The sequence below is a fragment of the Dyadobacter linearis genome (assembly GCF_907165045.1).
Lineage (GTDB): Bacteria > Bacteroidota > Bacteroidia > Cytophagales > Spirosomataceae > Dyadobacter > Dyadobacter linearis.
On the sequence record NZ_CAJRAU010000002.1, the window covers coordinates 989,549 to 1,013,304 of the forward strand.

A 23,756-nucleotide genomic window follows, 5' to 3' on the forward strand; every position below is an offset into this window, starting at 1 on the left:
TTCCCCCGAACCGGAACCCGGCCAGGCAGCCATGAAAAAATCGCTTTTTGAAAAAATAACAGGAGCGTTCAGCTCGCCGAGCCGCTGGTCATTCGTGTTGACCATGCCGGTATTCCTGCTGTTTTTCAATTATCTGATGATCGGCCCGGCTGTATTCGCCGACTGGAAAACATTTGCCGCCGCTACGCTCCTGAACCTCGCGCTCTTGTCCGTGACTTTTTCGATCCAGCAAAAATTACATGCACGCATCGCAACCCGATATTCCGGTCTGGAACATACTGTTCGGCGGATCTTCATTTTGATCTGCGGCCACGCGCTTCTCTCTGCTATCTTTCTTTCAATTATTGCCGCACTTTACATTCAATACCAGCTCTTTGGTTCTACGCTCAAAATCAGCACGATTTTGCTGGTTTACTTTTTTAATCTGGGCGCGATCACCCTGGTAATCGGTATTCAGGAATCGTTTTATGCATTCAGCCGCTGGAAACAGCAGGAGATAAATAAAGAGCGGTTGATGAAAGAAAATGTAAACGGGCAACTGGAAAGTTTGAAGGCGCAGATCAGTCCGCATTTTTTATTCAATACATTAAATTCACTATCGACACTGATTGCCGAAGATCCTGAAAAAGCCGAACAATTTGTGGACGAAATGGCGCGAGTTTACCGGTATCTGCTGCAAACAAACCACGCTTCGCTCGACGAGGAAGCATTCGGGCAACTTACTACATTGCAGCGCGAGCTTTCCTTTATAGAATCCTACGGGCATTTGCTCAAAACGCGTTATGGCGAAGGAATGAAGCTATATATTCATGTGGAGCCGGATTACCTGAGCTACCGCATTCCGCCCATGACATTGCAGCTGCTGGTTGAGAATGCGGTGAAGCATAATGTGATCCGTGCGAGTAAGCCGCTGACCATATTCATCCTCAGCACGCAGGAAGGCCAGCTCATGGTCCGAAATAATTTGCAGAAAAAGACCTTCACAGCCGGCACCGAAAACCTCGAATCGACCCGCGTTGGACTGACTAATATCATAACCAAATACAAACTTTTGAACACATACAAACCCGGTCTGTCCGAGCCGGAGATAGAAAGCAACCACGAATTTTTTACAGTAACCTTGCCATTAATATCCTAAAATCCATCAATGAACGCATTAATTGTAGAAGACGAAGATCTATCCGTAAGAAGACTGAGAAAGTTGCTGACCGAAACTGCGCCGCAGCTTTCAATAACCGGTGTGACTGATAGTATTCAGGAAACAGTGGAGTGGCTTCAAAATAACCGAAAAGCAAACAACCCCGACCCGGATCTGATCTTTTTAGATATAGAATTATCTGATGGTCAAAGCTTTGAGATATTCAACCAAACCGACGTAACCAGTACGATCATTTTCACGACTTCCTACGACGAATACGCTTTGCAGGCATTCAGGCTCAATAGTATTGACTATCTGCTCAAACCCGTGCACCGGGAAGATTTGCAACGGAGTCTTCAAAAATTTGAGAGATTGAAGGCGCAGCCGGAGGTTGATTCGCTTGCGGGTATTAAAAAGTTGCTGGAAGATTTTCGCCAGACGACGGCTGTGGAATACAGGCAGCGGTTTTTGGTCAAACAAGGACAGAAAATGCTATCGATCGAAGTGGGCGAAATCGCGTATTTCTTCACCGACGACCGGTACACCTTTTTCATGACCGACACCAATCAGAAACTGCTCGTGGACTATACCCTCGACGAGTTGTCCGAGGCGCTCGACCCGGCCCGGTTTTTCAGAATTAACCGGAGTATGATGGTGAGTCACAGGGCAGTTGACAAAATAGACCCATATTTCGGCAACCGGCTTGCGCTCACATTGCGGCCGGCACATAACAAAGAAGCATTAGTAAGCAGGGAGAAAGTAGGCGACTTTAAGTACTGGATGGGGAAATAGGATCGTGTCATTTTTTATCAAAATATTGCTATATTTCCAGTATACTCTTTTATACTGGAATATGACAAAATTTCTCCTGTTCAATGCCGGCTCAACACGGCTTTTCAAGAATACTTTTAAAGTAATAACCCTGCTCGGACTAGCCGCCTTTACACAGGAAGACGGTCCCAAAAAACCTGACGACAGCCGCTTCACGCCGATCGTGGTTTCCGATAACCTCGACGAGCCAATGGTTTTTGAGGTACTTGCCGACGGATCCGTTTTCATCGCCGAAAGAAAGGGTGCACTGAAAAAATACAATCCCGCAACGAAAGCGACTGACCTGATCGCGACCATTCCGGTCAATACCAAATACACCAGTGCGGAAGGTGTGAGCCGCGAGGCGGAAGAAGGTTTAATGGGACTGACAATGGATCCGAATTATGCCAAAAATCACTGGATATACCTCTACTACGCACATCCTACCGAGAAGAAACATATCCTGGCACGCTGGGAAATGAAGGAAGATCAGTTGGTTGAAAGTTCTAAAAAAGTGGTGCTGGAAGTGGAAACGCAACGCGAAGTTTGCTGCCACACCGGCGGCGGGATGACCTGGGACAAAGCCGGTAACCTGTACCTGACAGTAGGTAACAACACCGGGAACCAGAAAGCCGCGCAAACCGACGAGCGCCCGGGCAGAAGCAGCTGGGACGACCAGGGCCACGCCGGCAATACCAATGATCTCCGCGGGAAAATCCTGAAAATACACCCTGAACCGGACGGTACTTATACAATTCCGGAAGGCAATCTTTACCCGAAAGGAACCGCTAAAACGCGGCCGGAAATCTATTCAATGGGTCACCGGAACCCGTGGCGGATTTCGGTAGACAGTAAAACAGGCTACTTATATTGGGGCGAAGTGGGCCCCGATGCGGCCGAAGATTCGGAGATCGGGCCAATGGGTTACGACGAGCTGAACCAGTCGCGTAAGCCGGGCAATTTTGGCTGGCCGTGGTTTGTCGGAAATGATCAGGCATTCCCGGTTTATGACTATGCAACCAACAAGCCGCTTGCGAAGAAAGACCCGAAAAATCTGGTCAATAACTCGCCGAACAATACGGGTTTGACCGATCTGATGCCGACTGCGCCAAGTTTCATCTATTACCCTTATGGCATTTCCGAGAAATTTCCGCTGGTAGGTTCAGGCTCTCGCAGCGCCACGGGCGGGCCTGTTTTTCACCGGTCTGATTTCAAAGCTCCAAAACGTCCCTGGCCGGCTTATTACGAAGGAAAATGGATCGCGGCTGATTTCTCACGCGGCTGGATCATGGCGATTTCAATGAATGCAGAGGGCGATTATCAGTCTATGGAACGCGTTGCGCCTAACTATCACCCGGTGCAGCCGATCGATATTAAATTTGGTCCGAACGGCGACCTTTATGTGCTGGAATACGGCAGTAACTGGTTCAAAAAGAGTGAGAATTCCCGGCTGATCCGGCTTGAATATAATGGTGGGAACAGGAAGCCGGTTGTTCAGGTTGCAGTGGACAAAAAGGGAGGTACCGTACCTTTTCAGGCAAAATTATCCGCTGTGGGCACCAAAGATTATGATGGTGATGCATTGAAATACAGCTGGAAAGTAATGGGACCGGGCCGTACGATCAAAACTTACACTACCGAGAATGCGACGGCCAGCTTCGATAAACCCGGCATATATACAGCAAATCTTTTAGTGACTGATTCAAAAGGCGCGAGCAACAGCCAGTCGCTGAAAATCATCGCAGGTAACGAGCCGCCGAAGGTTGCAGTGAATATAGGCGGAAATCAGACTTTCTTTTTCGCAGATAAACCTATTGAATACAATATCGATGTAACTGACAAGGAAGATGGCAGCCTTGCAGATGGAAAAATAAGCCCCGATCAGGTTGCGGTCAGTATTGATTACGCTTCGGAAGGGTTTGACTATGCAGAAGTGATCCAGGGTCAGCGCAGTGTGGATGCTTCCACGCAGTTTGCAGTTGCACAAGTTTTAATTGGCAAAAGTGATTGCAAAGTCTGCCACCAGCCTAATACCAAATCGGTTGGCCCTTCATTTGCGGACATTTCAAACAAATACAAAGGCAAACCCGGCGTGACCGAAATGCTGGTTAAAAAGGTACTCGAAGGCGGCTCGGGCGTTTGGGGAGAAGTAGCGATGGCGGCCCACCCTGCCCTGCCCGTGGCAGACGCCGAGGTGATCGTGAAATACATTTTGAACAGCACCGACAAAACGCTGAGTACATTACCGGTAAAAGGCGAATACACGCCAAAGATCCCGGCACGTGACAATGGAAAAGGCACATTGCTGATCCGCGCCGCATTTACTGATCGTGCTGTGAGCGGCACCAAAGCGGTTCCCGCGCAAACGAGCGAAGAAATGATCATTTTGAGAAGTCCGGAACTGACCGTGTCGGATGCAGCTGTGGTGAAAGGCGCTGAAATGAAAGCGATCGGGTCGCAAGGCGCGGGTTTTCTGGCAATGCCATTTGCAAACAGCTTCCTGACATTCAACGAAATCGACCTTACAAGCATTGAAAAACTGGAAATCGCAGGGGCCGCACAGAAACGGGAAGGCGCAGTAGGCGGCATCATCGAAGTACACCTCGATAGTCCGACAGGCACTTTGATCGGCAAACAGGAAGTGGAAGTCGCGCCGGAATTGGATATGGCCAAGATTATGGCAGATCTGGAAAATCAGAACAAAAATCTGCAACCCGGTGAAAAACCGAAGACTTTCACCCGTCCCGTTCGTAAGCCGATCGTGATCAAAGTCGAGCCAACCAAAGGCAAGCACGACCTCTATTTTGTATTTAAAAATGACAATGCAAAGCCGATCGAACCATTAATGTCGGTCACAAAAATCAAATTCCTGCAATAAACCGTAGCTCACACCATCAGAGAAAAGTGGTCAGCCAGGTCGGCGTTTATCCCCGGCCTGCTGCGCTTTTCGTGCGGGAGGGTATAAAAATTGACCCTGATCTCCAATCCTTTCGTCTTTCTCTCGATCGAAACTTTCAGAAAACCGTGCTTGGTATCGCAATGATTTTCGAGGGTTACACCCGCAAATAGTTTGTGTTCGCTCGTAAAGCGCGTGTCATAGTTAGTGGCCACCGGGTGCAGTTCGTCATATCCGCCACCACCCGCCACGACAAACGGCACATTCTTTCCATCGGGATATTTTTTGTTAAATCGCTGATAGTTATGCACATGCCCGCTAAAAACGAGATCAGGCCGCACACCTGCTTCCGCAAAAGCCTTATCCAGAAAATCAATCATATACAGACTTGATCCGTGATTTACATCCGCTGAGTAAGGCGCATGGTGCACGCAGAGAATAACCGCTTTCTCCGGCCGCTGCTTGCCGGCTGTTTTCAGTTCTTCGATCAGCCAGGCGCGCTGCTCCGGCGTGATCAGGCCGAACTTGGTCACATTTCCATACATCCCGATGATATTTGCGAGCGGCGTTTCGAGGGTCCAGTATACATTCGGCTGCACCATACTCTTTCGCGCCGCATTGTTACTGAACGAAACTGTCTGCGATTTCGGAGTGCAAAAAACGGCAGAAAATGGTTCCAGACTCTTATAACGCACATTTCCGTAAGGATTTACGTCGCTGTCGTGGTTACCGGGAATTGCGAAAATTGGGCCGGGATACTTTTGAAAAGGCTCAAAAAACTGCCTTGAATACTGGCTCGCCTCGCCGAAGTTGTAAACAATATCCCCCAGATGATATAAAAAACGCGGTTTATCCTCGGTATCATCCTGCGCCTCGTACTGCTTCACCATTTCGGCTACAACCAACTTCTGAAATTCAGGGTTATGGACGCTGCCGGTATCTCCCAGCATGTGAAAAACCAGCTTGTCGGAATCGACTTCCGGCAATACATTTTCAAGCGGAAGGTGGTAGGGATATTCGCCGGAAGGGGCCGGGAGCGGCTGAAATTTGTAAGAATCGTCGGGTTGGTTTTTCTTTAAAACCGGTGTGGTGTGCTTTTGAGGCCAGTAAGATTTCATCATAAGTAACGTAGTTCACTGCCAATTTCAACACCAATTATTTGGTTTTAGTTGGCAGCGCTGCGTTTCTATTGCTCAAAATACATCCAGTCAATATGAAATAAGGGCGATTTGGCTGATTCATTTTTAAAAATCAGGAACAGATCGTGCAGTCCACCGGCACCTTCGACAGGCACTACTATTTCTTTCCAACCCGTTTTCAAATCGTCCAGAAAGCCTCCGCTCAGCTTTGTGTTCCCTACCAGCGGCCCCGTTTTTGAATCTTGCCTGAACTCAATCGTCCCGCCTGCGCCATGCTCCTGAACCCGAAGCCGGATCGTGCGCACATTTTTCAGATCAATATCCTTAAAGCGTACAAATTTCCCGTTGGTAATATTGGAGATATAAGAATTAAAACCCGTATTCAAAGTAGCTACGACCACTCCCGCATTTCCCTCGAAATAGTCCTCCATTTGAATAAGCGGATTTTTGAGTACGATATAATCGGAGGATTTAAGCGGCTCGATACCATTTGCACCTTTGTCGGTGTAGCTCGCCAGCAGTACGTACGCGCCCTCGTTACCTTTTCCTTTGTGTTCTTCCAGTTCGATATTCCCGGTAAGCGGCCTGGTTTTCTGTGTTTTGGTTAAAGATAAAATATACGCAGCGAGTTGTTTGGCATCTTCTTTCGGCAGATCAGCGTGCGGCGGCATTGGATACGAACCCCAGTTGCCGCTCCCGCCTTTGATAATTTTTCCGGCAAGCATTTCTTCCGCAGTTTCGTCGGCCGCATATTTCTTTGAAATCTCCGTCAAAGCCGGGCCAACCGACTTGGTATTCATCGTGTGACAGGCTTTACAATCGAGCGACGCGTATAGTTTTTCGGTTGCAGCAAACTGCATATTCCCGGCCGGAGTACTCAATGCACCTGCTAGATCTTTCCCGAATGGCAGATAACTGAACGAAACGGCCACTTTCGGCGGGCTGATCTTCCCGTCTTCCTTGTCGGCCACTTTTACCTGGTAATCCAATGTGGTATTGTCCCAGTAAAAGCTCCGGTTGGCCGCTGTCTCCACTTGCACCGAGGGCGGGGTATTGCCAACTTTGATTTCCGTAGTTGCCGTTCCCTTTGCGCCCTGCGAATCCGTCACTGTTAGAACTACATTGTAAATGCCCGGTTTGGTAAAAGTGTGCTTCAATTCCTGGCCCGACACTTTTTTCTCTCCAATCTTCCATTCAAATCTCAATTGATCGCCAGGGTCGTAATCCTTTGATTCCTTGGCAGATAATGAAACTGCGAACGGAGCCGCGCCGATCCGCCGGCCGCCACTTACCACAGCCACCGGTTTACGGTTTCCTTCCGAATATTCGACCCGGATAATGCCTGAATTCGTATTGCGCGCAAACCAATTGGTACCATAAGCGAGCAGATAAATAGACCCGTCGGGGGCAAACTGCATATCAATGGGCGCGACCACTTTAAGTTGCGGCAAAAACGGCTCCATACCTACATAATCACCGGCCGCATTCATCGTCACCGCCATGATCCATTTCCGGATCCAATCGAAAATAAAGAGCTTCCCATTATAGTAATCCGGCAGCTTGTAAGGCGCGTTCGGGAATTGATCACTGTAAAATATCGGCCCTGCCATCGCGCTGGCGCCACCTTTACCTACCAGTGGCCATTTTTTCGACGGGCCTTTTCCGTACCAGATAAACGCAGGCTGTGCGGGTGGCAGCTCCTGAATACCTGTATTGTTAGGCGAATCGTTGATCGGTTTCTTCGGATCTTTTCCCGGCCCTTCTTTTTTAGTTTCAAAATCATAATCAGGAAAACCTTCATTGTCCCCCAGGAAATAGGGATACCCGAAAAAGCCCGGTTTCCGGGCCTGATTTATCTCGTCATAACTCAATTTTCCTTCGCTGGCTGGCACCTCTGTATCCGGCCCGACATCGCCCCAGTACACATATTTGGTCTTTGGGTCAATGGAAACGCGGAAAGGATTGCGAAGCCCCATTGCAAAAATCTCCGGCTTCCCTTTCGATCCGTCTTTGGGGAACAAATTGCCGTCCGGAATACTATAAGGTGCAGCTCCCGGCGTATCGTCTGATGTTGGTTTAATTCGCAAGATCTTCCCTCTGAAATCCTGACTATTCGCAGTGGAAGCCTGTCCGTCGGCGAGCTCGCGACCAGGGCGTTCGTCGGTTGGATTGTGGCCCTCAATCTCCTCTGCATTCGTGTTGTCGCCGATGGTCAGGTACAGCAGTCCGTCCACGTCGAATGTAATGTAACCGGCTGAATGGCAGCAGTATTTTCGCTGCGTCGGTATTTCCAGCAGTACTTTTTTGGAACCTTCCACCAGCTTTTTATCCTTCAATTCAAAACGTACCAGCTGGCTTACGTGCTTGTCGCCGGCCACGCCGTAATAGAAATAAAGCCAGTTATTGCGCGCGAAACCGGGATCAGCCGCCACGCCCAGCAGCCCATCTTCAATCCCGCTGAAAACATTGAACTGAGCAATGGTCGAAAGCTCTTTGGTTGCATTGTTAAAATAGCGCACAGCCCCTTTTCGCTCGGCCACTACAATATCATAAGTTGGCAGAATTGCCATTTCCATCGGCTCATCCAGCCCCGAAACCAAAGTATTGTAGCTGAACCTGCTCGAATCCGGAGCGGCTTTTGAGATGCTATCCGGCCGGGTTACAAAGGTGGCGGAATTGTCGATCTCACGGAATAATGCCCTTTCCGGGCTGGAAACTGAACTTATGCAGCACAGGCCGGTCAAAACGAGACCGGCGAAGGAGTAGGTATTTTTCAATTCAAGGTGATTAGGAATATGTGCCAATTTAACATTTTTTAACCTGACACGATAACTAAAAATACCGTTATTGCTTTCTGTTCCATCTTTTCACCAATCAACTCAATAATAATGAGAGCATTAACTGTACTTTCCGTCTGCCTGCTCCTTTGCCTGACAGGAGCCTTAGCACAGACCAGCGAACAAAAAATTGGTTATTTTGACCAGCAGCATATTCTTGAAAACATGCCGGAATTCAAAAAGCTGAACCAGGAAATCGTTGTAAAAGGAGAGCAATATGACAAGATCCTGAAAGGTAAATACGAAGAATTCAGGCTGAAATCGGATGCTTTGGAAAAGTTGGCCGCATCCAAAGCCGACGCGGCGATCCTGCGTGACAAGGCGGTCGAACTTGAAAATCTTAAAAAATCCTACGAAGATTTTGAAGCCAGTTCGATGAATGAGCTACGGAATTATTACGCCAGCCTGTTTGAGCCAATCAAGCAAAAAGTGAACGAAGCGATCATTTTCGCGGGGCGGCAAAAAGGCTACGCATTCCTGCTCAGAATGGATTTAAACCCGAATGGAGGCGATATCTGGCCGGTAGTTTTATACGCCAAGGATTCCACCAATAACCTCACCTCCGACATTATGAAAAACCTGGGCATCAACGCCGCCGCCGCATCGACCCGCAAAACAGGCTTACCGCAAGTACTGCAACGAAAATAAAAACCACTGGATACGCGAAACGGCCTTCTTGAAAATCAAGAAGGCCGTTTTGGTTAATAAGCCCCGTAAAACGTGCGTTGGCTAAATTGTACGAGTTCAAAAAGTATTAATTTAGTACTTCATTTCAACATCTATACACCGTCACTTTATGAATCTACGACAGCAAATACAGCGGGATATCAACCTGATTTCAGAAAATGACCTGATGCAATCTCAACTGTTTGCATTTCTGCAAAGTCTCAAAGTCAATCTTCGAGCTCCCGGAAATATCGAACAGGTACTATCACACGCGGGAACAATAGACAATTGTTCCGCCGCAGAAGTAATGCAGATCATCAATGCTGAATTCGGTAAAATAACGCACTAATCCAACACCGGCTCGGGACCGTGCAGTGCTTTGTTGTCAGCCAGCGCGGTGATTTTTACGGGTTTACCTTCTTTGGCGGATTGGTAGATCGCCTCCATGAGCATATGATCTTGCAAACCTTCTTCACCCGGCGTGAACGGACGTTTGTTTTTGATGATGCAATCGGAGAAATGATCCATTTCCAGTGCGAACTGGTTCTTTTCAGCTAAGCCGATATTCTGGTGCAGCTCCATTTTCCCGTCAGCTTTTGCACTCGACAAGTCCTGCCCTTTGTAAGCATAGGCTTTATCCATACTCAGCCAGCCACGTTCACAAAGTACACGGTAGCGACGGCTTTCATGTACATTATAATGCGTTGCGCAGCTCGCGACGACACCCGAAGGGAAACGCATTTGCCAGGATACCATTTCTTCCACTTCCTTGAACAATGGATTTCCAGGCGTACTATACTGGTAAGCAAAAACCTCAACCGGCTCCTCGCCCAATACAAAGCGCGTCGTATTCAAACAATATAAACCGATATCCGGTAATGCGCCGCCGCCAGCGAGTGCTTTTTTATGTCTCCAATGATCCGGGTTTGCGCTGCTTTGACAGTTATGTGCATCGACAAACTTGACATCGCCAAACTCCTTTTTCTGCACCAGCTCACGCAGTTTTCGATTATGAGGCTGATATTGGATGCGGTAAGCCACCATTAATTTTACTTTTGCTTTGTTGCAGGCATCGATCATTTCCCTGCATTCCGCCTGAGAATTCGCCATCGGCTTTTCACACAGGATGTGCTTCCCTGCCGCTGCGCCCCGCACCGTGAACTCCCGGTGCATACTGTTCGGCAGCACAATGTAGATCACGTCCACTTCCTTATTGTTCTTGATCTGATCGTAAGTTTCGTAGCTGTAACAGTTGGCGGAAGCGACACCATATTGTGCGGCGACTTTTTTCATTTTGTCGGGACTGCCACTGACCAGCGCAACCAGCTTTGACTTTTTGCAGGAACCGAGCGCAGGCAATATCTCCTCCAAAGACAAATGGCCCAAACCGACTACCGCATAACCAACCCGACGATCGGGAGGAAGCGGTGTGGGGGTTGGGCCACTTTGCTGGTCATATTCTGATTTCCACTTTTCGAGCACGATCGGCTCTTCCACATCTTTCGGCACCTCCTCGGGCTTCCCCGGAGTTTGTGCCTGCGCCCGATCCGATCTCATCGAGCCGATCAGTCCGCCTAGCGTGGCGACGGCGAATGTTTTGCCGCTCGAAGCCAGAAAATTCTTTCTCGAAAGGTTATTTAAATTTTGAATTCCAAAAAATGAAGACGATTGCATTTCCTTCTCAGTTTGTTGATGTGATAACAGTTGAGCAGGTGTCAAGCAATTATTATGCCTTCACTTTACTTGACCGAATACCAGTCGCGGAGCCGCACATCGATCGATTTACTCCCGTCGTTCACTAGTTTTTTGAATGCTTCGGTATCGCTCAAACCATTCTGGCCGCGGTAGTGATACGGATAAACGATCTTTGGTTTAAATTCCAGCACAGCCGCAGAAGCTTCCTTGATATCCATCGTGTAAGGCAGGTTCATGCAAACGAATGCGACGTCGATATTTTTCAGTGCGCGCATTTCAGGGATACCCGAAGTATCGCCGCTGATATACAGCGTTTTATCGCCGAATTTGAGTACATATCCATTTCCTCTGCCTTTCGGATGCCGCGATTCGGCCGATTCGGGCAGGTTATACATCGGAACACCCGTGATAGCAATATCGAGTTTTGTTACCGTCTGCCCGTTCGCTACGGCCACGGCTTTTGCTTTCATTTTCTCTGACATTTTATCAATAACCGCTTGTGGCGCTACGATAATCGCCTTGCTCAGGTCAAGCGTTCCCAGTGTAGTCGTATCAAAATGGTCGCCGTGAATGTCGGTGATCAGGATCAGATCGGGCGCTGCGATTCCCTGAAACGTTTTGGCACCACCGTAAGGATCCGCGTAAATCGTCTTTCCATTCCAGGTCATTGAAAGCGTCGCGTGGTTAAGTGGCTGAATACTCAACGGCCCTTTTGAAGTTTGCACCGCATCGGCAGCGGGTAGTTGCGCCCGGCAGATAGTCACTGCCAGCAGGAGTAAAAGTGTAAGTTTTGTTTTCATTCCTTAGTTTGTTTTGTTTTGATAAATCCGTAGAAACATGATATTAGGCATTTTTTCATCAAACTAATCGGGCAATCGGGTGAAATCTGATAAAAGTCATTTTTGAAACCCTCCGGGCTCATCTCTTAACCTTCCCTATTGCCCCAATTTTGGAGAAGGATTAATAGATTCTGACGATGAGTACCTTTTCATATTCCAAAAACGATACCCAGACTTCACACACTTGCTACCACTGCGGCGAGGATTGCAAGGATGAAGTTTTACATACTGACAACCACACTTTTTGCTGCGAAGGCTGCGTACTGGTTTACGACCTATTGAAAGAGAGCGACTTATGCCGATACTATACCATCGACGGCGCGCAGGGTATCTCACCCGACCCAGGGTTTTTCAATGGAAAATTCGACTATCTGGACTTACCGGAAGTGGCTTCAAAACTGATCGAATTTACAGATGGAAAATTGACCGCCGTGAACTGGTACCTGCCCAAAATGCATTGCAGCTCGTGTATCTGGCTACTTGAACATTTGTACCGGCTCAATGCCGCCGTGCGAAGTTCGGTCGTAAATTTTCCCGAAAAGAAAGTCAGGATCACATTTGAATCCAGTCAGATCCCGCTCAGCGCGCTCGCGACCCTGCTTACCCGCATTGGTTACGAGCCTTACCTTAGCCTCGACGATCTCGAAGGAAAGCAAAAACAGAAGTGGAACCGCGTACGTATATACAAGATCGGCATTGCCGGATTTGCATTCGGGAATATTATGATGCTGAGCTTTCCGGAGTATTTTAATCTGGGTCAAAATACTACTGACCAGGATCTGCGGCTGCTTTTTGGTGCATTAAATTTTGCATTGAGCCTGCCGGTACTGTTTTACTGCGCGGCCGATTTTTTCAAATCTGCCTGGTCGGCGCTGAAAGGACGTTACCTGAACATTGACGCGCCTATTGCGCTGGCTTTACTTTGCGTTTTTCTGCTCAGCCTCTACCAGTTCATTTTCCAAACCGACCCCGGCTATTTTGATTCCTTCGCAGGCGCAGTGTTTTTTATGCTGATTGGCCGGTATTTTCAGGATAAAACTTACGCGGGAATTGCATTTGACCGGGACTATAAATCCTATTTCCCCGTCGCAGTTTCTGTTTTGAATGTGGATACCGAAACCAGAAAACCGATCACAGAGCTCCAAAAGGGTGACCAAATTCTGGTCAGGAACGAGGAACTGATACCCGCCGATGCCGTGCTGAAAAGTGCAAAAGCATTGATCGATTACAGTTTTGTGACAGGCGAAGCCGAGCCAGTGGAACGTACGAAGGGAGATACCATTTACGCCGGCGGCAAGCAGAAAGGAACAGCTATTGAGCTGGAAGTTTTGCAAAGAGTTTCGCAAAGTTATCTTACACAACTATGGAACAATGAGGCATTTAGCAAAGAGAAAGATGACCCGAACCAGACGCTGGCCGGCCGGATCAACCGCTATTTTTCCCTTACCGTGCTCGGTATCGCAGTCGTTACTTTTCTTGTATGGTTTTTTGTGTTAAACAACCCTGAAACTGCCTTTCTCGCATTCACTACTACCCTTTTGGTAGCTTGTCCGTGTGCATTGTTGCTGTCTTCCACATTTACAAATGGTAACCTTTTAAGTCTTTTTGGTAAAAATCGTTTTTATCCTAAAAATGCCCACACCATTGAAAGGCTATCCCATATTGACACGGTTGTTTTTGACAAAACCGGGACTATTACTTTGTCAGATGACGCAGTGATCGATTACGTCGGCCGCGACCTAGATATGGATGAACTGACGATCATTAAAACGCTGGCTGTACAGTCTTCCCACCCGCTAAGCCGGCTGATCGTCAAGCATTTGCCGGGAATTGCTGTAAGCCGCCGAGCGTTGACGGGCTTTACCGAAGTGGCAGGCAAAGGGATGCGCGCACTCTGGGGAAAAACCGAAGTAAAGATCGGCTCCGCAAGCTGGGTCGGGGCTAAATTGGACGAAGGCGAAGTGAACCGTAATTCAGAGGTTTTTGTGTCGATAAATGAGCAGGTAACCGGTCAGTTTACGATCAAAAGCAAGTACCGCCCGGAGTTGGCCGAAACGATTGTCGCATTGAAAAAGGCAGGTATTCAAACTTTCCTGCTTTCAGGCGATAAACCAACCGACCAGGAATACCTGACCGGCATTTTCGGAGACGCCAGTGCTATTTATTTTGAACAAAAACCCCAGGAGAAGCTCGATTTTATCAGGGACCTGCAAAACTGGGGAGGTAACGTACTAATGGTTGGCGACGGATTGAATGACGCAGGCGCACTCCGGCAAAGCAACGTCGGGCTGGCGGTTTCAGACGATATTAACAACTTTTCTCCCGCCTGCGACGCGATCGTGGAAGGCGTACAATTGTCGCTGCTGCCCGCTTATATCCGGCTCGCAAAATCCGGCCAACGCATTATCAAACAGAGCTTTGCGATTTCGCTGCTGTATAATATCGCCGGACTATCCTTTGCGGTAACCGGCGCGTTATCGCCCGTTATCGCCGCAATCCTGATGCCGCTCAGTTCTATTACCATCGTTGCTTTCACAACAGCCGCCAGCAATATCGCGGCGGGCAGGGCGACTCGAAAGGTGACGAATGTCATAAACGCGCAGGTTTGAAAGTCAGGGTTTACGAAACGGCACGCCCGTAGTTTTGACCCATTAATACACCAAGCAGCTGACCGATGAGCGCGTTATATCTTTTAATTTTTGCCAGTTTAATAGTCGCCCTGGGCTTTTTGGGGGCATTTATCTGGTCGGTACGCAGGGGCCATTTCGACGACGATTACACGCCCTCAGTCCGGATCCTGCTCGACGATAATCCCGAGGACACAAACTAGTTATCCGATCCAACTGAACAATATTTTACTACCAATTCCTTCCAAATCATGTCAAACGTTCCCCATCCGGACCTGGCCCAAGTTGAACTGGACGAATTTCAGTACGACAACAAGATCGTCCGTGACTTCGCCTTTGCTACTATACTTTTCGGCCTGGTCGGTATGCTGGTCGGCCTGCTGGCCGCATTTCAGCTCGTATTTCCGAACCTGAATATGGACCTGCCATTCCTTACATTCAGCCGCATTCGCCCGCTGCATACCAATGCAGTGATTTTTGCATTTGTCGGAAATGGCTTTTTTACTGGACTTTACTATTCCGCGCCCCGGGTTTTGCGCACGCCGATGTGGAGCCCGGTACTGAGCCGCTTTCACTTTTGGGCCTGGCAGGCGATCATCGTCGGCGCGGCAATCACGCTGCCGATGGGTATTACGACTTCCAAAGAATACGCTGAACTTGAATGGCCTTTCGATATCGCGATCGCGGTGGTGTGGGTTTCTGCATTGGTGAACCTGATCATGACCACGATCAACCGCCGGACCGAGCATATTTACGCGGCAGTGTGGTTCTACCTCGCCTCTTTCGTGACCGTGGCGATGCTGCACGTGGTGAACAGTATTGCATTGCCGATCTCACTTTTTAAAAGTTACTCTGTATATGCCGGTGTGCAGGATGCGCTGGTGCAGTGGTGGTACGGACACAATGCGGTCGCCTTTTTCCTGACCACGCCGTACCTGGGTTTGATGTATTATTTTTTACCAAAAGCGGCCAACCGGCCTATTTATTCGTACCGGTTATCGATCGTCCACTTCTGGGCGCTGATCTTCCTGTACATCTGGGCGGGCCCGCACCATTTACTTTACACATCATTACCCGAATGGGCACAAACGCTCGGAACCGTTTTCTCAATCATGCTCATCGCACCTTCGTGGGGCGGGATGATGAACGGGCTGATGACGCTGCGCGGTGCGTGGGACAAAGTAAGGGAAGATGTGGTGCTGAAATTCATGGTGGTAGCGATCACAGCTTATGGAATGGCTACTTTCGAAGGCCCGATGCTTTCTTTAAAAAATGTAAATGCCATCGCACATTATACCGACTGGATCGTGGCGCACGTGCACGTAGGCGCACTCGGCTGGAACGGATTTCTGACTTTTGGTATCCTCTACTGGCTCTTCCCGCGCATTTACAACAGACCGTTATATTCTCAGAAAGCCGCCAATTTCCACTTCTGGATCGGGACGCTCGGGATCATTTTCTATACGGTTCCGATGTACTGGGCTGGCTGGGTACAGAGTGCAATGTGGAAGGAATTTACGCAGGAAGGTTTGCTCAAATACCCTAATTTTCTCGAAACCGTAACCCAGCTTGCACCGCTGTATTTCCTGAGAAGTGTGGGCGGCACCTTATATATCATCGGATTTATCGTGATGATCTACAACTTGTGGATGACCGCGCTGAAAGGAAATCTTTCTGCAACTGAAACTGCCAAAGCCATGCCGCTCAATGCGATCTGGCACGCGCCGAAAAGCGAATACTGGCACCGCCGGATCTTTGAACGCAAACCAATGGCACTGACAATATTCTCCCTGATCGCCGTCGCAATAGGCGGGATGATTGAAATGATACCTACGTTTCTGATCAAGTCCAATGTGCCCACGATCGCCAGCGTGAAGCCTTATACCCCGCTGGAATTGCAGGGAAGGGATATTTACGTCCGCGAAGGCTGCTATGTTTGTCACACGCAGATGATCCGTCCGTTCCGGTCCGAGATTGAAAGGTTTGGTGAATATTCTAAATCCGGCGAGTTCGTTTACGACTATCCGCACCAGTGGGGCTCCAAACGTACCGGGCCCGATTTGCACCGGATCGGCGGCAAGTATCCCGATTCCTGGCATTACAATCACATGGAAGACCCTACCAGCATGTCGCCGGGTTCTATTATGCCTAGATATGGCTGGCTGCTGGAAAATGACCTCGATACCAGCAACACCAAAGCGAAGATCGAAGCGATGCAGCAGCTGGGTGTACCTTATGCAAAAGGGTTTGAAAACGAGGCAAATGCAAACCTGCACCAGCAATCAAAACAGATCCAGGAACGTCTGAAACAAAGTGGTATCAAAACCAGCGAAAACAAGGAAATCATCGCATTGATCGCCTACATGCAGCGACTGGGGACGGATATTAGAAGGGAGTAAGGGAGTAAGGGAGGATGGAGGAAAGGCGGCCCAAGCAGGGAGGAAGGGGGATTGTGTAGTTGGATATTGTTCGGAGTGGTTTGGGGTAGTTCCGGCTTGATGTTTAGTTTAAAGTTTAAGTTCTTCCTCCTTCCTCCTTCCTCCTTCCTCCCTTTCCTCCTTCCTCCCTCCTCCCTCCTCCCTCATTCAATCATTCAATCATTCAATCATTCAAAATTGAAACATGAAATTCCGGACTTATCTTGAAACGATCGCTGGTGTGGGGATTTTCCCGCTTATCTCGCTGATCATATTCTTTGTGTTCTTTGTTGGGCTGCTGATTTATGTGTTCAGCATTGACAAAAAATCGCTTAACAAAATGCGTAGCCTGCCGCTGAATGATGGTATTGTTAAAAAAACAATACTGTCGGTCACATTCTTGTGCTGCACGGGGCTGTCTGCATTTGCCCAGGAAACAGAAAAAGTGAGGGCTATTACCGGCACCGACCTGCTGTTTTACGTCGTACTCGCCGGGTTGTTTTTCATTTCCATTCAGCTGGTGATCCTGCTGGTGAATGCGTGGTCGCTGATGCAGAAGGTTTCAGTTCAAAATGGCAAACCAACCGTTTCGTTTACGGAATGGTGGCGGAAGTTCAGAGGTATCGGCGTCGCTTTGGGCGATGAAAAGAAGATCCTGATCGACGGCCACGATTACGACGGTATCCAGGAGCTCGACAACAGGATGCCGCCCTGGCTGCAATCCCTATTCATTGCTACGATCATTATTGCGATCGGTTATTCAGCCTATTATTTTGGTGGATTTGGTGACTTGCAACTCGCCGAGCTGGAAAACGAGATCGCGCAGGCGGAAGTAGACAAAAAAGCCTATATGGCCAAAGTAGGTGCAAGTTTGGACGAAAATTCAGTGACCTTACTCACAGAAGCAGCGGTAATGGAACAAGGAAAAACGATTTTTCAGGAAAAATGCACAGCCTGCCACGGCGCCGACGGTGGTGGTACAGTTGGCCCCAACCTGACCGACGATTACTGGCTCCACGGCGCGGGTATTCAGAATATTTTCAAAGTGATCAAATATGGTGTTCCTGAAAAAGGGATGATCTCCTGGGAAAAACAGCTCTCTCCTACCGACATTCAAAAGGTGGCCAGCTACGTCATTTCTCTAAAAGGCACCAAACCCGCCAGCCCAAAAGAGCCGCAAGGCGAGCTGTTGAGTACGGATTTGGCCGTTAGCTATTAGGTGTTAGCTATTAGGTATTAGGTTTCAGCTATTAGGTTTTAGCTAACAGGCAACAGCCAAAACTCAAAACCCCATGAGCATCCCCAATTATATTCCACAAGGTCAAAAACCGGCAGCCAAAGGCCAACAGCTAAAAGCTAACAGCCAACAGCTAAAAGCCGACAGCAAACTTCATCCCCAAAAACCGAAAGGCAAGTGGCATAACCGACGCGTCGTATTTTCTGTGGTCGTGCTTAGCATTTTATTCATTACCCCATTTGTCAAGATCGGTGGTCAGCCTATCCTGCTTTTGAATGTTTTGGAAAGGAAATTCATCATTTTCGGACTCTTCATCGGGCCGCAGGATTACTGGCTTTTTGGGGTAATGATGCTGACTTTCATGGTGATGATCGTGCTGTTTACGGTCGTTTTTGGCAGGTTATGGTGCGGCTGGGCTTGTCCGCAAACGGTTTTTATGGAGATGGTTTTCAGGAAGATCGAATATGCGATTGAAGGGGATGCGGGAAAACAGAAGCTGCTGGACAAAGCACCCTGGACTGCTGACAAACTATTCAAGAAAGCATTGAAATACAGCATATTCCTCGCTGTTTCCTTTGTGATCGCCAATTTGCTGCTAGCCTATATTGTGGGGGTTGATGAACTTTCCAGGATCGTCCATGAACCTTTGGAAGACCATATTCCACTGTTTTCGGGGATCGTCGCATTTACCGCAATATTCTATTTCAATTTTGCGTGGCTGCGCGAAAAAGCCTGTACAGTTGTTTGTCCGTACGGGAGATTACAAAGCGTTTTGATCGACAGGAACACGATTACAGTCGCCTACGACCACGAAAGGGGCGAAATGCGGGGGAAACTTCATAAAAATGAAATCCGCACAAATGGCGATTGCATCGATTGTTTCCAGTGCGTGGCAGTTTGCCCGACTGGCATTGATATCCGGAATGGAAACCAGATGGAATGCGTGAACTGCACCGCCTGCATTGATGCCTGCGACGCGATCATGGAAAAGATTGATTTCAAAAAAGGGCTGATCCGCTACACTTCCGAGAATGAGATCGAGCGGAAAAGCGGCAAATCCTTTGGTCCGCGGGTGTGGAGATATGCGGCTGTGTTGCTGCTGCTATGCGGCGGGCTTGTGGGGATGATCGCCACCAGGAGCGACACGCAAACGTCGTTTCTGCGCACGCCCGGTAGCCGGTATATCGAGAATAAAGACAACACTGTCAGCAACTTATACACATTTAAGATATTTAATAAAACAAACAGGACGATCACACCGACGATCCGCCTAAATGCGCCGGAGGGTACGTTGCTTTTCGCCGGCTCACCCGACCTTACCATGCAGCCGGCGGGAATGGCGGAGGGAACGGTGTTCGTCACGATACCAAAAACCAGTTTACCCAACAGAAAAACAGTGATCAAAATGTCTGTTTACCAGGGTGATACATTCCTCGAAGACTTTGAAACCACATTTATGGCACCACAGGATTAATTGAAAATGTTTATGAAAAAGTTGAAAATGAATTGGGGAACGGGAATTGCGGCGGTTTATCTCGGGTTTGTGATCATGATCCTGGTACTCGTAGGGATGAGCGCAAGTCAGAAAATCGACCTGGCTACTGATAAATATTACGATGCAGAACTGAAATTTCAGGAGAAGATCGATAAGACGAAGCGCGCATTGTTACTGCCGCAGCCCCTGTCGTGGGAACTGACAGGCGACCAGATCCGCATTCATTTTCCCGAAGGTTTTAAAGACCATTCGATCTCAGGCAAACTGAATTTATATTGTCCTTCCAATAACCAAAACGACCGGACATTCAAGCTCGAACCGGTTCATAACGAACAGCTTATCTCGCTAAAAGACACTCCGGCCGGCAGGTATATCCTGCAATTTGACTGGCAAGCCGGCCCGGAAACCTATTGGAACGAAGGTGTGCTGACATTGGAACAAACTAAAAATCAACCCCAAAAATGACCACAGCCCTGCCCCTGCTGGCTTTGACAATGGGACTCGTGAGCAGCCTGCATTGCATCGGAATGTGCGGCCCGATTGCACTCGCAATGCCCGTACACAGGGGTAGCAGGTGGCGGCAGGCGGCGGGGTTGCTTACCTATAACTTTGGTCGGGCAGGCGGGTATGTTCTGCTGGGCTTGCTCGTCGGATCTATCGGCGCTTCGCTAGCCTGGATCGGGTTACTTAAATACCTTTCAATTGCTGTGGGTTTCACAATGCTTTTGTACGTTTTCTGGCCTGGTTCGTTCAATAGCCACTTTCGTCCGCCGGTTTTTTGGGTAAAAATAGTAAGTGATTTAAAAAAGAAAATGGCGCTGTTACTGCAAAGCGGTGATCTGGAAAAATCCGCATTGCTCGGTTTTCTGAATGGATTACTGCCTTGCGGAATGGTATATATGGCGCTGCTGAGCTCGGTCGCAACGGGCTCGATAGCAGGGAGCGGCGTTTATATGCTGCTGTTCGGACTGGGCACATTTCCGGCTATGCTCGCGGTGGGTTTCGCACGGCAAAAGATAACCCCGGCGATCCGATCCAAGATCAACTATTTCACTCCTTTCGTGCTGGCGCTGGCTGGAATCTGGCTGGTCGCCCGTGGGTTTCTGACAGAGCTACCGCAGCCTCAGTCAGGTAAAGCCACGTCGGTTACCGTTTGCAAATAGCATTTCAGCAACCCATTAAAGTATGTTTTTTTCATGACGTGCATCATGTTTTGAAAATGACAGCCTGGCTAGTTTTGATAGAAGATCATTTACATTCAAATACTACGATGGATAAGGATTTGTTATTCAAATACAATACCCCCGGCCCCAGATATACCAGCTACCCCACTGTACCTTACTGGCAAAAAACGCCTCCCGGTGAAGGAAAATGGAAAGAACTCGTTCACGACGCCTTTACATTTTCCAATCTGGCAGAGGGTATCAGCTTGTATGTACACCTTCCTTTTTGCGAAAGTTTGTGTACTTATTGCGGCTGCAATACACGGATTACGATTAATCACGCGGTAGAAAACAAATATATCGATGCGGTTCTGAAAGAGTGGGAAATGTATTTTTCCGTGTTTGGTGAAAATACACCCGTGATCCGCGAACTGCATCTGGGCGGCGGGACACCCACTTTTTTCAGCCCCAAAAACCTCACGCGATTAATTGAAGGTTTGCTCAAAAAAGCAATCGTGCACCCGAAAGCCAGTTTCAGCTTTGAAGCACATCCCGGAAATACGACGGACGAACATCTGGTCGCGCTATTTAATGTAGGTTTCAGGCGGATCAGTATTGGTGTCCAGGATTTTAACCCGCTCGTGCTGGCTGTGATCAATCGCCACCAGACCTACGAACAGGTCCGTCACCTCACCGAAAAAGCGCGGGAGATCGGCTATACTTCTGTGAATTACGACATTGTTTACGGGCTGCCCGAACAGAGATTGTGCTCGATGATGCAGACGATGATGCGCGTGATCCAGCTTAAACCGGATCGCATTGCGTTTTACAGCTACGCCCACATCCCGTGGATCAAACCCGGCCAGCGCAATTTTACCGAACTTGACCTTCCCGATGCCGACAAGAAAATGGCAATTTACGAAACAGGCAGAAATGCGTTGGAACTCGCAGGTTATCAGGATATTGGCATGGACCATTTTGCATTGGAAACAGACGAACTCTACATTGCCCAGCAGGAAAGCCGCCTCCATCGTAATTTCATGGGCTACACCGACACCCGCACGCAGCTGCTGATCGGCCTCGGTGCCTCTTCCATCAGTGACTCCTGGTGGGGCTATGTTCAAAATGAGAAGAAAGTGGAGGATTACTATAAAAGGATCGCCGCGAATGAGCTGCCGATTACCAAAGGCCACCTGCTCAGCCGCGAAGACCTGATCCTCCGCAAACATATACTGAACTTGATGACGCGTTTTGAAACTTCCTGGCATTCTCCGTCCGAAACGAGTGAAGAAGTGTACCAGGCGCTGGACAGACTATCGGAACTGGAAGCAGACGAACTGATCGAAATAGAACCTTTTCTTCTCCGCGTTACTGAAAAAGGGAAGGCATTTGTCCGTAATATATGCATGGCATTCGATGCCAGATTGTGGGCAGATCTGCCGCAAACTAATCTTTTTAGCCAAACTATTTAACCGGCGCTTCCTTGCGCCATTCACATGAGTCAAGTACCTTGGTATGTTTGATACAGATATTCTAATCCATACCCAGGTGATTACACGGCACATCGAAATGCTGGACGCACTGTTTAAACACGCGACGGAAGGAATCGTCGTGGTGGATAAAAGCGCCAGTATTGTAATGTTGAACCCCAAGGCCAGGGAGCTTTTTGGTTACCACGATCAGGAATTGATAGGCAAAAAGATCGAGACGCTGATCCCGCAACGCTATTCAAAAAACCACGTCGGCTACCGCGATACCTACCTCGAAATGCCCCGGGCAAGAGGTATGGGGCACATGATGGACCTATTTGCGCGGCGCCGTGATGGTTCCGAGTTTCCGGTTGAAGTAAGTCTGAGCCCGTTTAAAACCTCCGACGGAGAGTTTGTAGTGAGTTTTGTTATTGATATAACAGAAAGAAAAAAGCAGGAAAACCGCATTATCGAGGCAAATCTTGAAATACAAAAACTGAATGCGGAACTCGAAGAGCGCGTGGAACAACGCACGAGGGAGCTGGCTTTGGCTATTCAGCGTGTGGAGCAATCGCAGGAGGAAGTGATCAGGGCTCTGAAAAAGGAGCGCGAGCTGAACAATATGAAGAGCCAGTTCGTGACCATCGCTTCCCACGAATTTCGCACGCCGCTCGCTACCATCCTGTCCTCGGCATCGCTGATCGGGCGATATCCGAAAACGGAAGATGAAGAAAAACGCCAGAAACATGTACAGCGTATCAAGTCGACCGTCGCTAACCTGACGGAGATCTTAAACGATTTTTTGTCCATTGGAAAACTGGAAGAAGGCCGCGTGAAAAGTATTCCTGTGCAGACGAACCTGCGCGAATTTTCTCAGAACCTCATTGAGGAGATCAGAAATCAATGTAAAGAGGGGCAAATTATATATTTTGATTATAAAGGCGCTGAGGAAGTGTGGCTGGACAAGCAACTTCTGCGCAACGTACTTTTCAATCTGCTTTCCAATGCGATTAAATATTCAGAGGCAGGAAAATCTATCTATTTAAGAATAAAAACCGGGGAACAATCGATTGATATTCAGGTAGAAGACCAGGGAATCGGTATTCCGCAAACGGACCAGCTGCATATTTTCGACCGCTTTTTTCGCGCTCAGAATGCGGGAAATACGCAGGGTACCGGGCTGGGGCTCAATATCGTTCAAAACTACATGGACCTGATGGGCGGCAAAGTCGACTTTACAAGCGACACCGGTAAAGGCACTATTTTCAATCTCTTCCTACCCAATCACGCACCCGCTGGCCCGGTTATAGAAACAGACATTTAAAACG

General features: G+C 48.5%; 18 protein-coding genes. 14 read left to right on the forward strand and 4 right to left on the reverse strand.

Going from position 1 to position 23,756, the window contains the following annotated elements; all coding sequences use genetic code 11:
- The first annotated feature begins 31 nt into the window (after positions 1 to 31).
- The 3 genes from KOD92_RS10200 (at position 32) to KOD92_RS10210 (ending at position 4,826) form a co-directional block, all read left to right on the forward strand.
- Positions 32 to 1,138, forward strand: coding sequence for a sensor histidine kinase (locus tag KOD92_RS10200; RefSeq protein ID WP_215233437.1), 1,107 nt, complete (start codon positions 32 to 34; stop codon positions 1,136 to 1,138).
- 9 nt (positions 1,139 to 1,147) lie between these two features.
- Positions 1,148 to 1,930: a LytR/AlgR family response regulator transcription factor gene (locus KOD92_RS10205; RefSeq protein ID WP_215233438.1), complete on the forward strand. Its 783-nt coding sequence runs from the start codon at positions 1,148 to 1,150 to the stop codon at positions 1,928 to 1,930.
- A gap of 61 nt (positions 1,931 to 1,991) precedes the next feature.
- Positions 1,992 to 4,826 (forward strand): PQQ-dependent sugar dehydrogenase, encoded by a 2,835-nt coding sequence (locus KOD92_RS10210; protein WP_215233439.1) that lies wholly within the window; start codon positions 1,992 to 1,994, stop codon positions 4,824 to 4,826.
- Between the two features lie 8 nt (positions 4,827 to 4,834).
- On the opposite strand, the gene KOD92_RS10215 is transcribed toward KOD92_RS10210, so the two are convergent.
- Both KOD92_RS10215 and KOD92_RS10220 read right to left on the reverse strand, forming a co-directional pair.
- Positions 4,835 to 5,965, reverse strand: a complete 1,131-nt coding sequence (locus KOD92_RS10215) for a metallophosphoesterase family protein (protein WP_229254612.1) — start codon at positions 5,963 to 5,965, stop codon at positions 4,835 to 4,837.
- A 65-nt stretch (positions 5,966 to 6,030) separates the two neighbouring features.
- On the reverse strand, positions 6,031 to 8,760 hold the full coding sequence (locus tag KOD92_RS10220; RefSeq protein ID WP_229254613.1) for a PQQ-dependent sugar dehydrogenase: 2,730 nt from the start codon (positions 8,758 to 8,760) through the stop codon (positions 6,031 to 6,033).
- A gap of 111 nt (positions 8,761 to 8,871) precedes the next feature.
- On the opposite strand from KOD92_RS10220, the gene KOD92_RS10225 reads away from it, so the two are divergent.
- Positions 8,872 to 9,468 (forward strand): OmpH family outer membrane protein, encoded by a 597-nt coding sequence (locus KOD92_RS10225; protein WP_215233440.1) that lies wholly within the window; start codon positions 8,872 to 8,874, stop codon positions 9,466 to 9,468.
- Between the two features lie 148 nt (positions 9,469 to 9,616).
- Complete coding sequence (locus KOD92_RS10230) at positions 9,617 to 9,835, forward strand: hypothetical protein (RefSeq protein WP_215233441.1); 219 nt, start codon at positions 9,617 to 9,619, stop codon at positions 9,833 to 9,835.
- On the opposite strand, the gene KOD92_RS10235 is transcribed toward KOD92_RS10230, so the two are convergent.
- Together KOD92_RS10235 and KOD92_RS10240 are read right to left on the reverse strand one after the other, a co-directional pair.
- Positions 9,832 to 11,160, reverse strand: coding sequence for a Gfo/Idh/MocA family protein (locus tag KOD92_RS10235; RefSeq protein WP_215233442.1), 1,329 nt, complete (start codon positions 11,158 to 11,160; stop codon positions 9,832 to 9,834). The two genes, KOD92_RS10230 and KOD92_RS10235, sit on opposite strands and share 4 nt — an antisense overlap.
- Positions 11,161 to 11,225: 65 nt before the next feature.
- Positions 11,226 to 11,981, reverse strand: a complete 756-nt coding sequence (locus tag KOD92_RS10240) for an MBL fold metallo-hydrolase (protein ID WP_215233443.1) — start codon at positions 11,979 to 11,981, stop codon at positions 11,226 to 11,228.
- Between the two features lie 176 nt (positions 11,982 to 12,157).
- Between KOD92_RS10240 and KOD92_RS10245 the strand changes: the two genes are divergently transcribed.
- The 9 genes from KOD92_RS10245 to KOD92_RS10285 all read left to right on the forward strand — a co-directional run bounded on the left by KOD92_RS10245 (position 12,158) and on the right by KOD92_RS10285 (position 23,752).
- Complete coding sequence (locus KOD92_RS10245; protein WP_215233444.1) at positions 12,158 to 14,629, forward strand: heavy metal translocating P-type ATPase; 2,472 nt, start codon at positions 12,158 to 12,160, stop codon at positions 14,627 to 14,629.
- A 65-nt stretch (positions 14,630 to 14,694) separates the two neighbouring features.
- A complete protein-coding gene (gene ccoS, locus KOD92_RS10250) occupies positions 14,695 to 14,850 on the forward strand; it encodes a cbb3-type cytochrome oxidase assembly protein CcoS (RefSeq protein WP_215233445.1) in 156 nt (51 codons plus the stop codon).
- Between the two features lie 48 nt (positions 14,851 to 14,898).
- Positions 14,899 to 17,046, forward strand: a complete 2,148-nt coding sequence (gene ccoN / locus KOD92_RS10255; protein ID WP_215233446.1) for a cytochrome-c oxidase, cbb3-type subunit I — start codon at positions 14,899 to 14,901, stop codon at positions 17,044 to 17,046.
- Positions 17,047 to 17,269: 223 nt separating this feature from the next.
- Positions 17,270 to 18,283: a cbb3-type cytochrome c oxidase N-terminal domain-containing protein gene (locus KOD92_RS10260; RefSeq protein ID WP_215233447.1), complete on the forward strand. Its 1,014-nt coding sequence runs from the start codon at positions 17,270 to 17,272 to the stop codon at positions 18,281 to 18,283.
- 73 nt (positions 18,284 to 18,356) lie between these two features.
- A complete protein-coding gene (gene ccoG, locus KOD92_RS10265; protein ID WP_215233448.1) occupies positions 18,357 to 19,775 on the forward strand; it encodes a cytochrome c oxidase accessory protein CcoG in 1,419 nt (472 codons plus the stop codon).
- 12 nt (positions 19,776 to 19,787) lie between these two features.
- A complete protein-coding gene (locus KOD92_RS10270) occupies positions 19,788 to 20,261 on the forward strand; it encodes a FixH family protein (protein ID WP_229254614.1) in 474 nt (157 codons plus the stop codon).
- Entirely contained in the window at positions 20,258 to 20,959 is a 702-nt protein-coding gene (locus KOD92_RS10275) for a sulfite exporter TauE/SafE family protein (protein WP_229254615.1), read from the forward strand. The genes KOD92_RS10270 and KOD92_RS10275 overlap by 4 nt, the downstream gene beginning before the upstream one ends.
- Positions 20,960 to 21,066: 107 nt before the next feature.
- Positions 21,067 to 22,431: an oxygen-independent coproporphyrinogen III oxidase gene (gene hemN, locus KOD92_RS10280; RefSeq protein ID WP_215233522.1), complete on the forward strand. Its 1,365-nt coding sequence runs from the start codon at positions 21,067 to 21,069 to the stop codon at positions 22,429 to 22,431.
- Positions 22,432 to 22,474: 43 nt separating this feature from the next.
- Positions 22,475 to 23,752, forward strand: a complete 1,278-nt coding sequence (locus tag KOD92_RS10285; protein WP_215233449.1) for a PAS domain-containing sensor histidine kinase — start codon at positions 22,475 to 22,477, stop codon at positions 23,750 to 23,752.
- Positions 23,753 to 23,756: the final 4 nt, after the last annotated feature.

Excerpts from the sequence above, each read along its gene's own strand:
- ccoG (WP_215233448.1), top strand. The coding sequence starts at position 18,357 with ATGAGCATCCCCAATTATATTCCACAAGGTCAAAAACCGGCAGCCAAA.
- KOD92_RS10245 (WP_215233444.1), top strand. The coding sequence starts at position 12,158 with ATGAGTACCTTTTCATATTCCAAAAACGATACCCAGACTTCACACACT.
- KOD92_RS10205 (WP_215233438.1), top strand. The coding sequence starts at position 1,148 with ATGAACGCATTAATTGTAGAAGACGAAGATCTATCCGTAAGAAGACTG.
- KOD92_RS10200 (WP_215233437.1), top strand. The coding sequence starts at position 32 with ATGAAAAAATCGCTTTTTGAAAAAATAACAGGAGCGTTCAGCTCGCCG.
- KOD92_RS10235 (WP_215233442.1), bottom strand. The coding sequence starts at position 11,160 with ATGCAATCGTCTTCATTTTTTGGAATTCAAAATTTAAATAACCTTTCG.
- KOD92_RS10210 (WP_215233439.1), top strand. The coding sequence starts at position 1,992 with ATGACAAAATTTCTCCTGTTCAATGCCGGCTCAACACGGCTTTTCAAG.
- KOD92_RS10215 (WP_229254612.1), bottom strand. The coding sequence starts at position 5,965 with ATGATGAAATCTTACTGGCCTCAAAAGCACACCACACCGGTTTTAAAG.
- ccoN (WP_215233446.1), top strand. The coding sequence starts at position 14,899 with ATGTCAAACGTTCCCCATCCGGACCTGGCCCAAGTTGAACTGGACGAA.
- KOD92_RS10225 (WP_215233440.1), top strand. The coding sequence starts at position 8,872 with ATGAGAGCATTAACTGTACTTTCCGTCTGCCTGCTCCTTTGCCTGACA.
- KOD92_RS10230 (WP_215233441.1), top strand. The coding sequence starts at position 9,617 with ATGAATCTACGACAGCAAATACAGCGGGATATCAACCTGATTTCAGAA.
- KOD92_RS10240 (WP_215233443.1), bottom strand. The coding sequence starts at position 11,981 with ATGAAAACAAAACTTACACTTTTACTCCTGCTGGCAGTGACTATCTGC.
- ccoS (WP_215233445.1), top strand. The coding sequence starts at position 14,695 with ATGAGCGCGTTATATCTTTTAATTTTTGCCAGTTTAATAGTCGCCCTG.
- KOD92_RS10275 (WP_229254615.1), top strand. The coding sequence starts at position 20,258 with ATGACCACAGCCCTGCCCCTGCTGGCTTTGACAATGGGACTCGTGAGC.
- KOD92_RS10285 (WP_215233449.1), top strand. The coding sequence starts at position 22,475 with ATGTTTGATACAGATATTCTAATCCATACCCAGGTGATTACACGGCAC.
- KOD92_RS10260 (WP_215233447.1), top strand. The coding sequence starts at position 17,270 with ATGAAATTCCGGACTTATCTTGAAACGATCGCTGGTGTGGGGATTTTC.
- hemN (WP_215233522.1), top strand. The coding sequence starts at position 21,067 with ATGGATAAGGATTTGTTATTCAAATACAATACCCCCGGCCCCAGATAT.
- KOD92_RS10270 (WP_229254614.1), top strand. The coding sequence starts at position 19,788 with ATGAAAAAGTTGAAAATGAATTGGGGAACGGGAATTGCGGCGGTTTAT.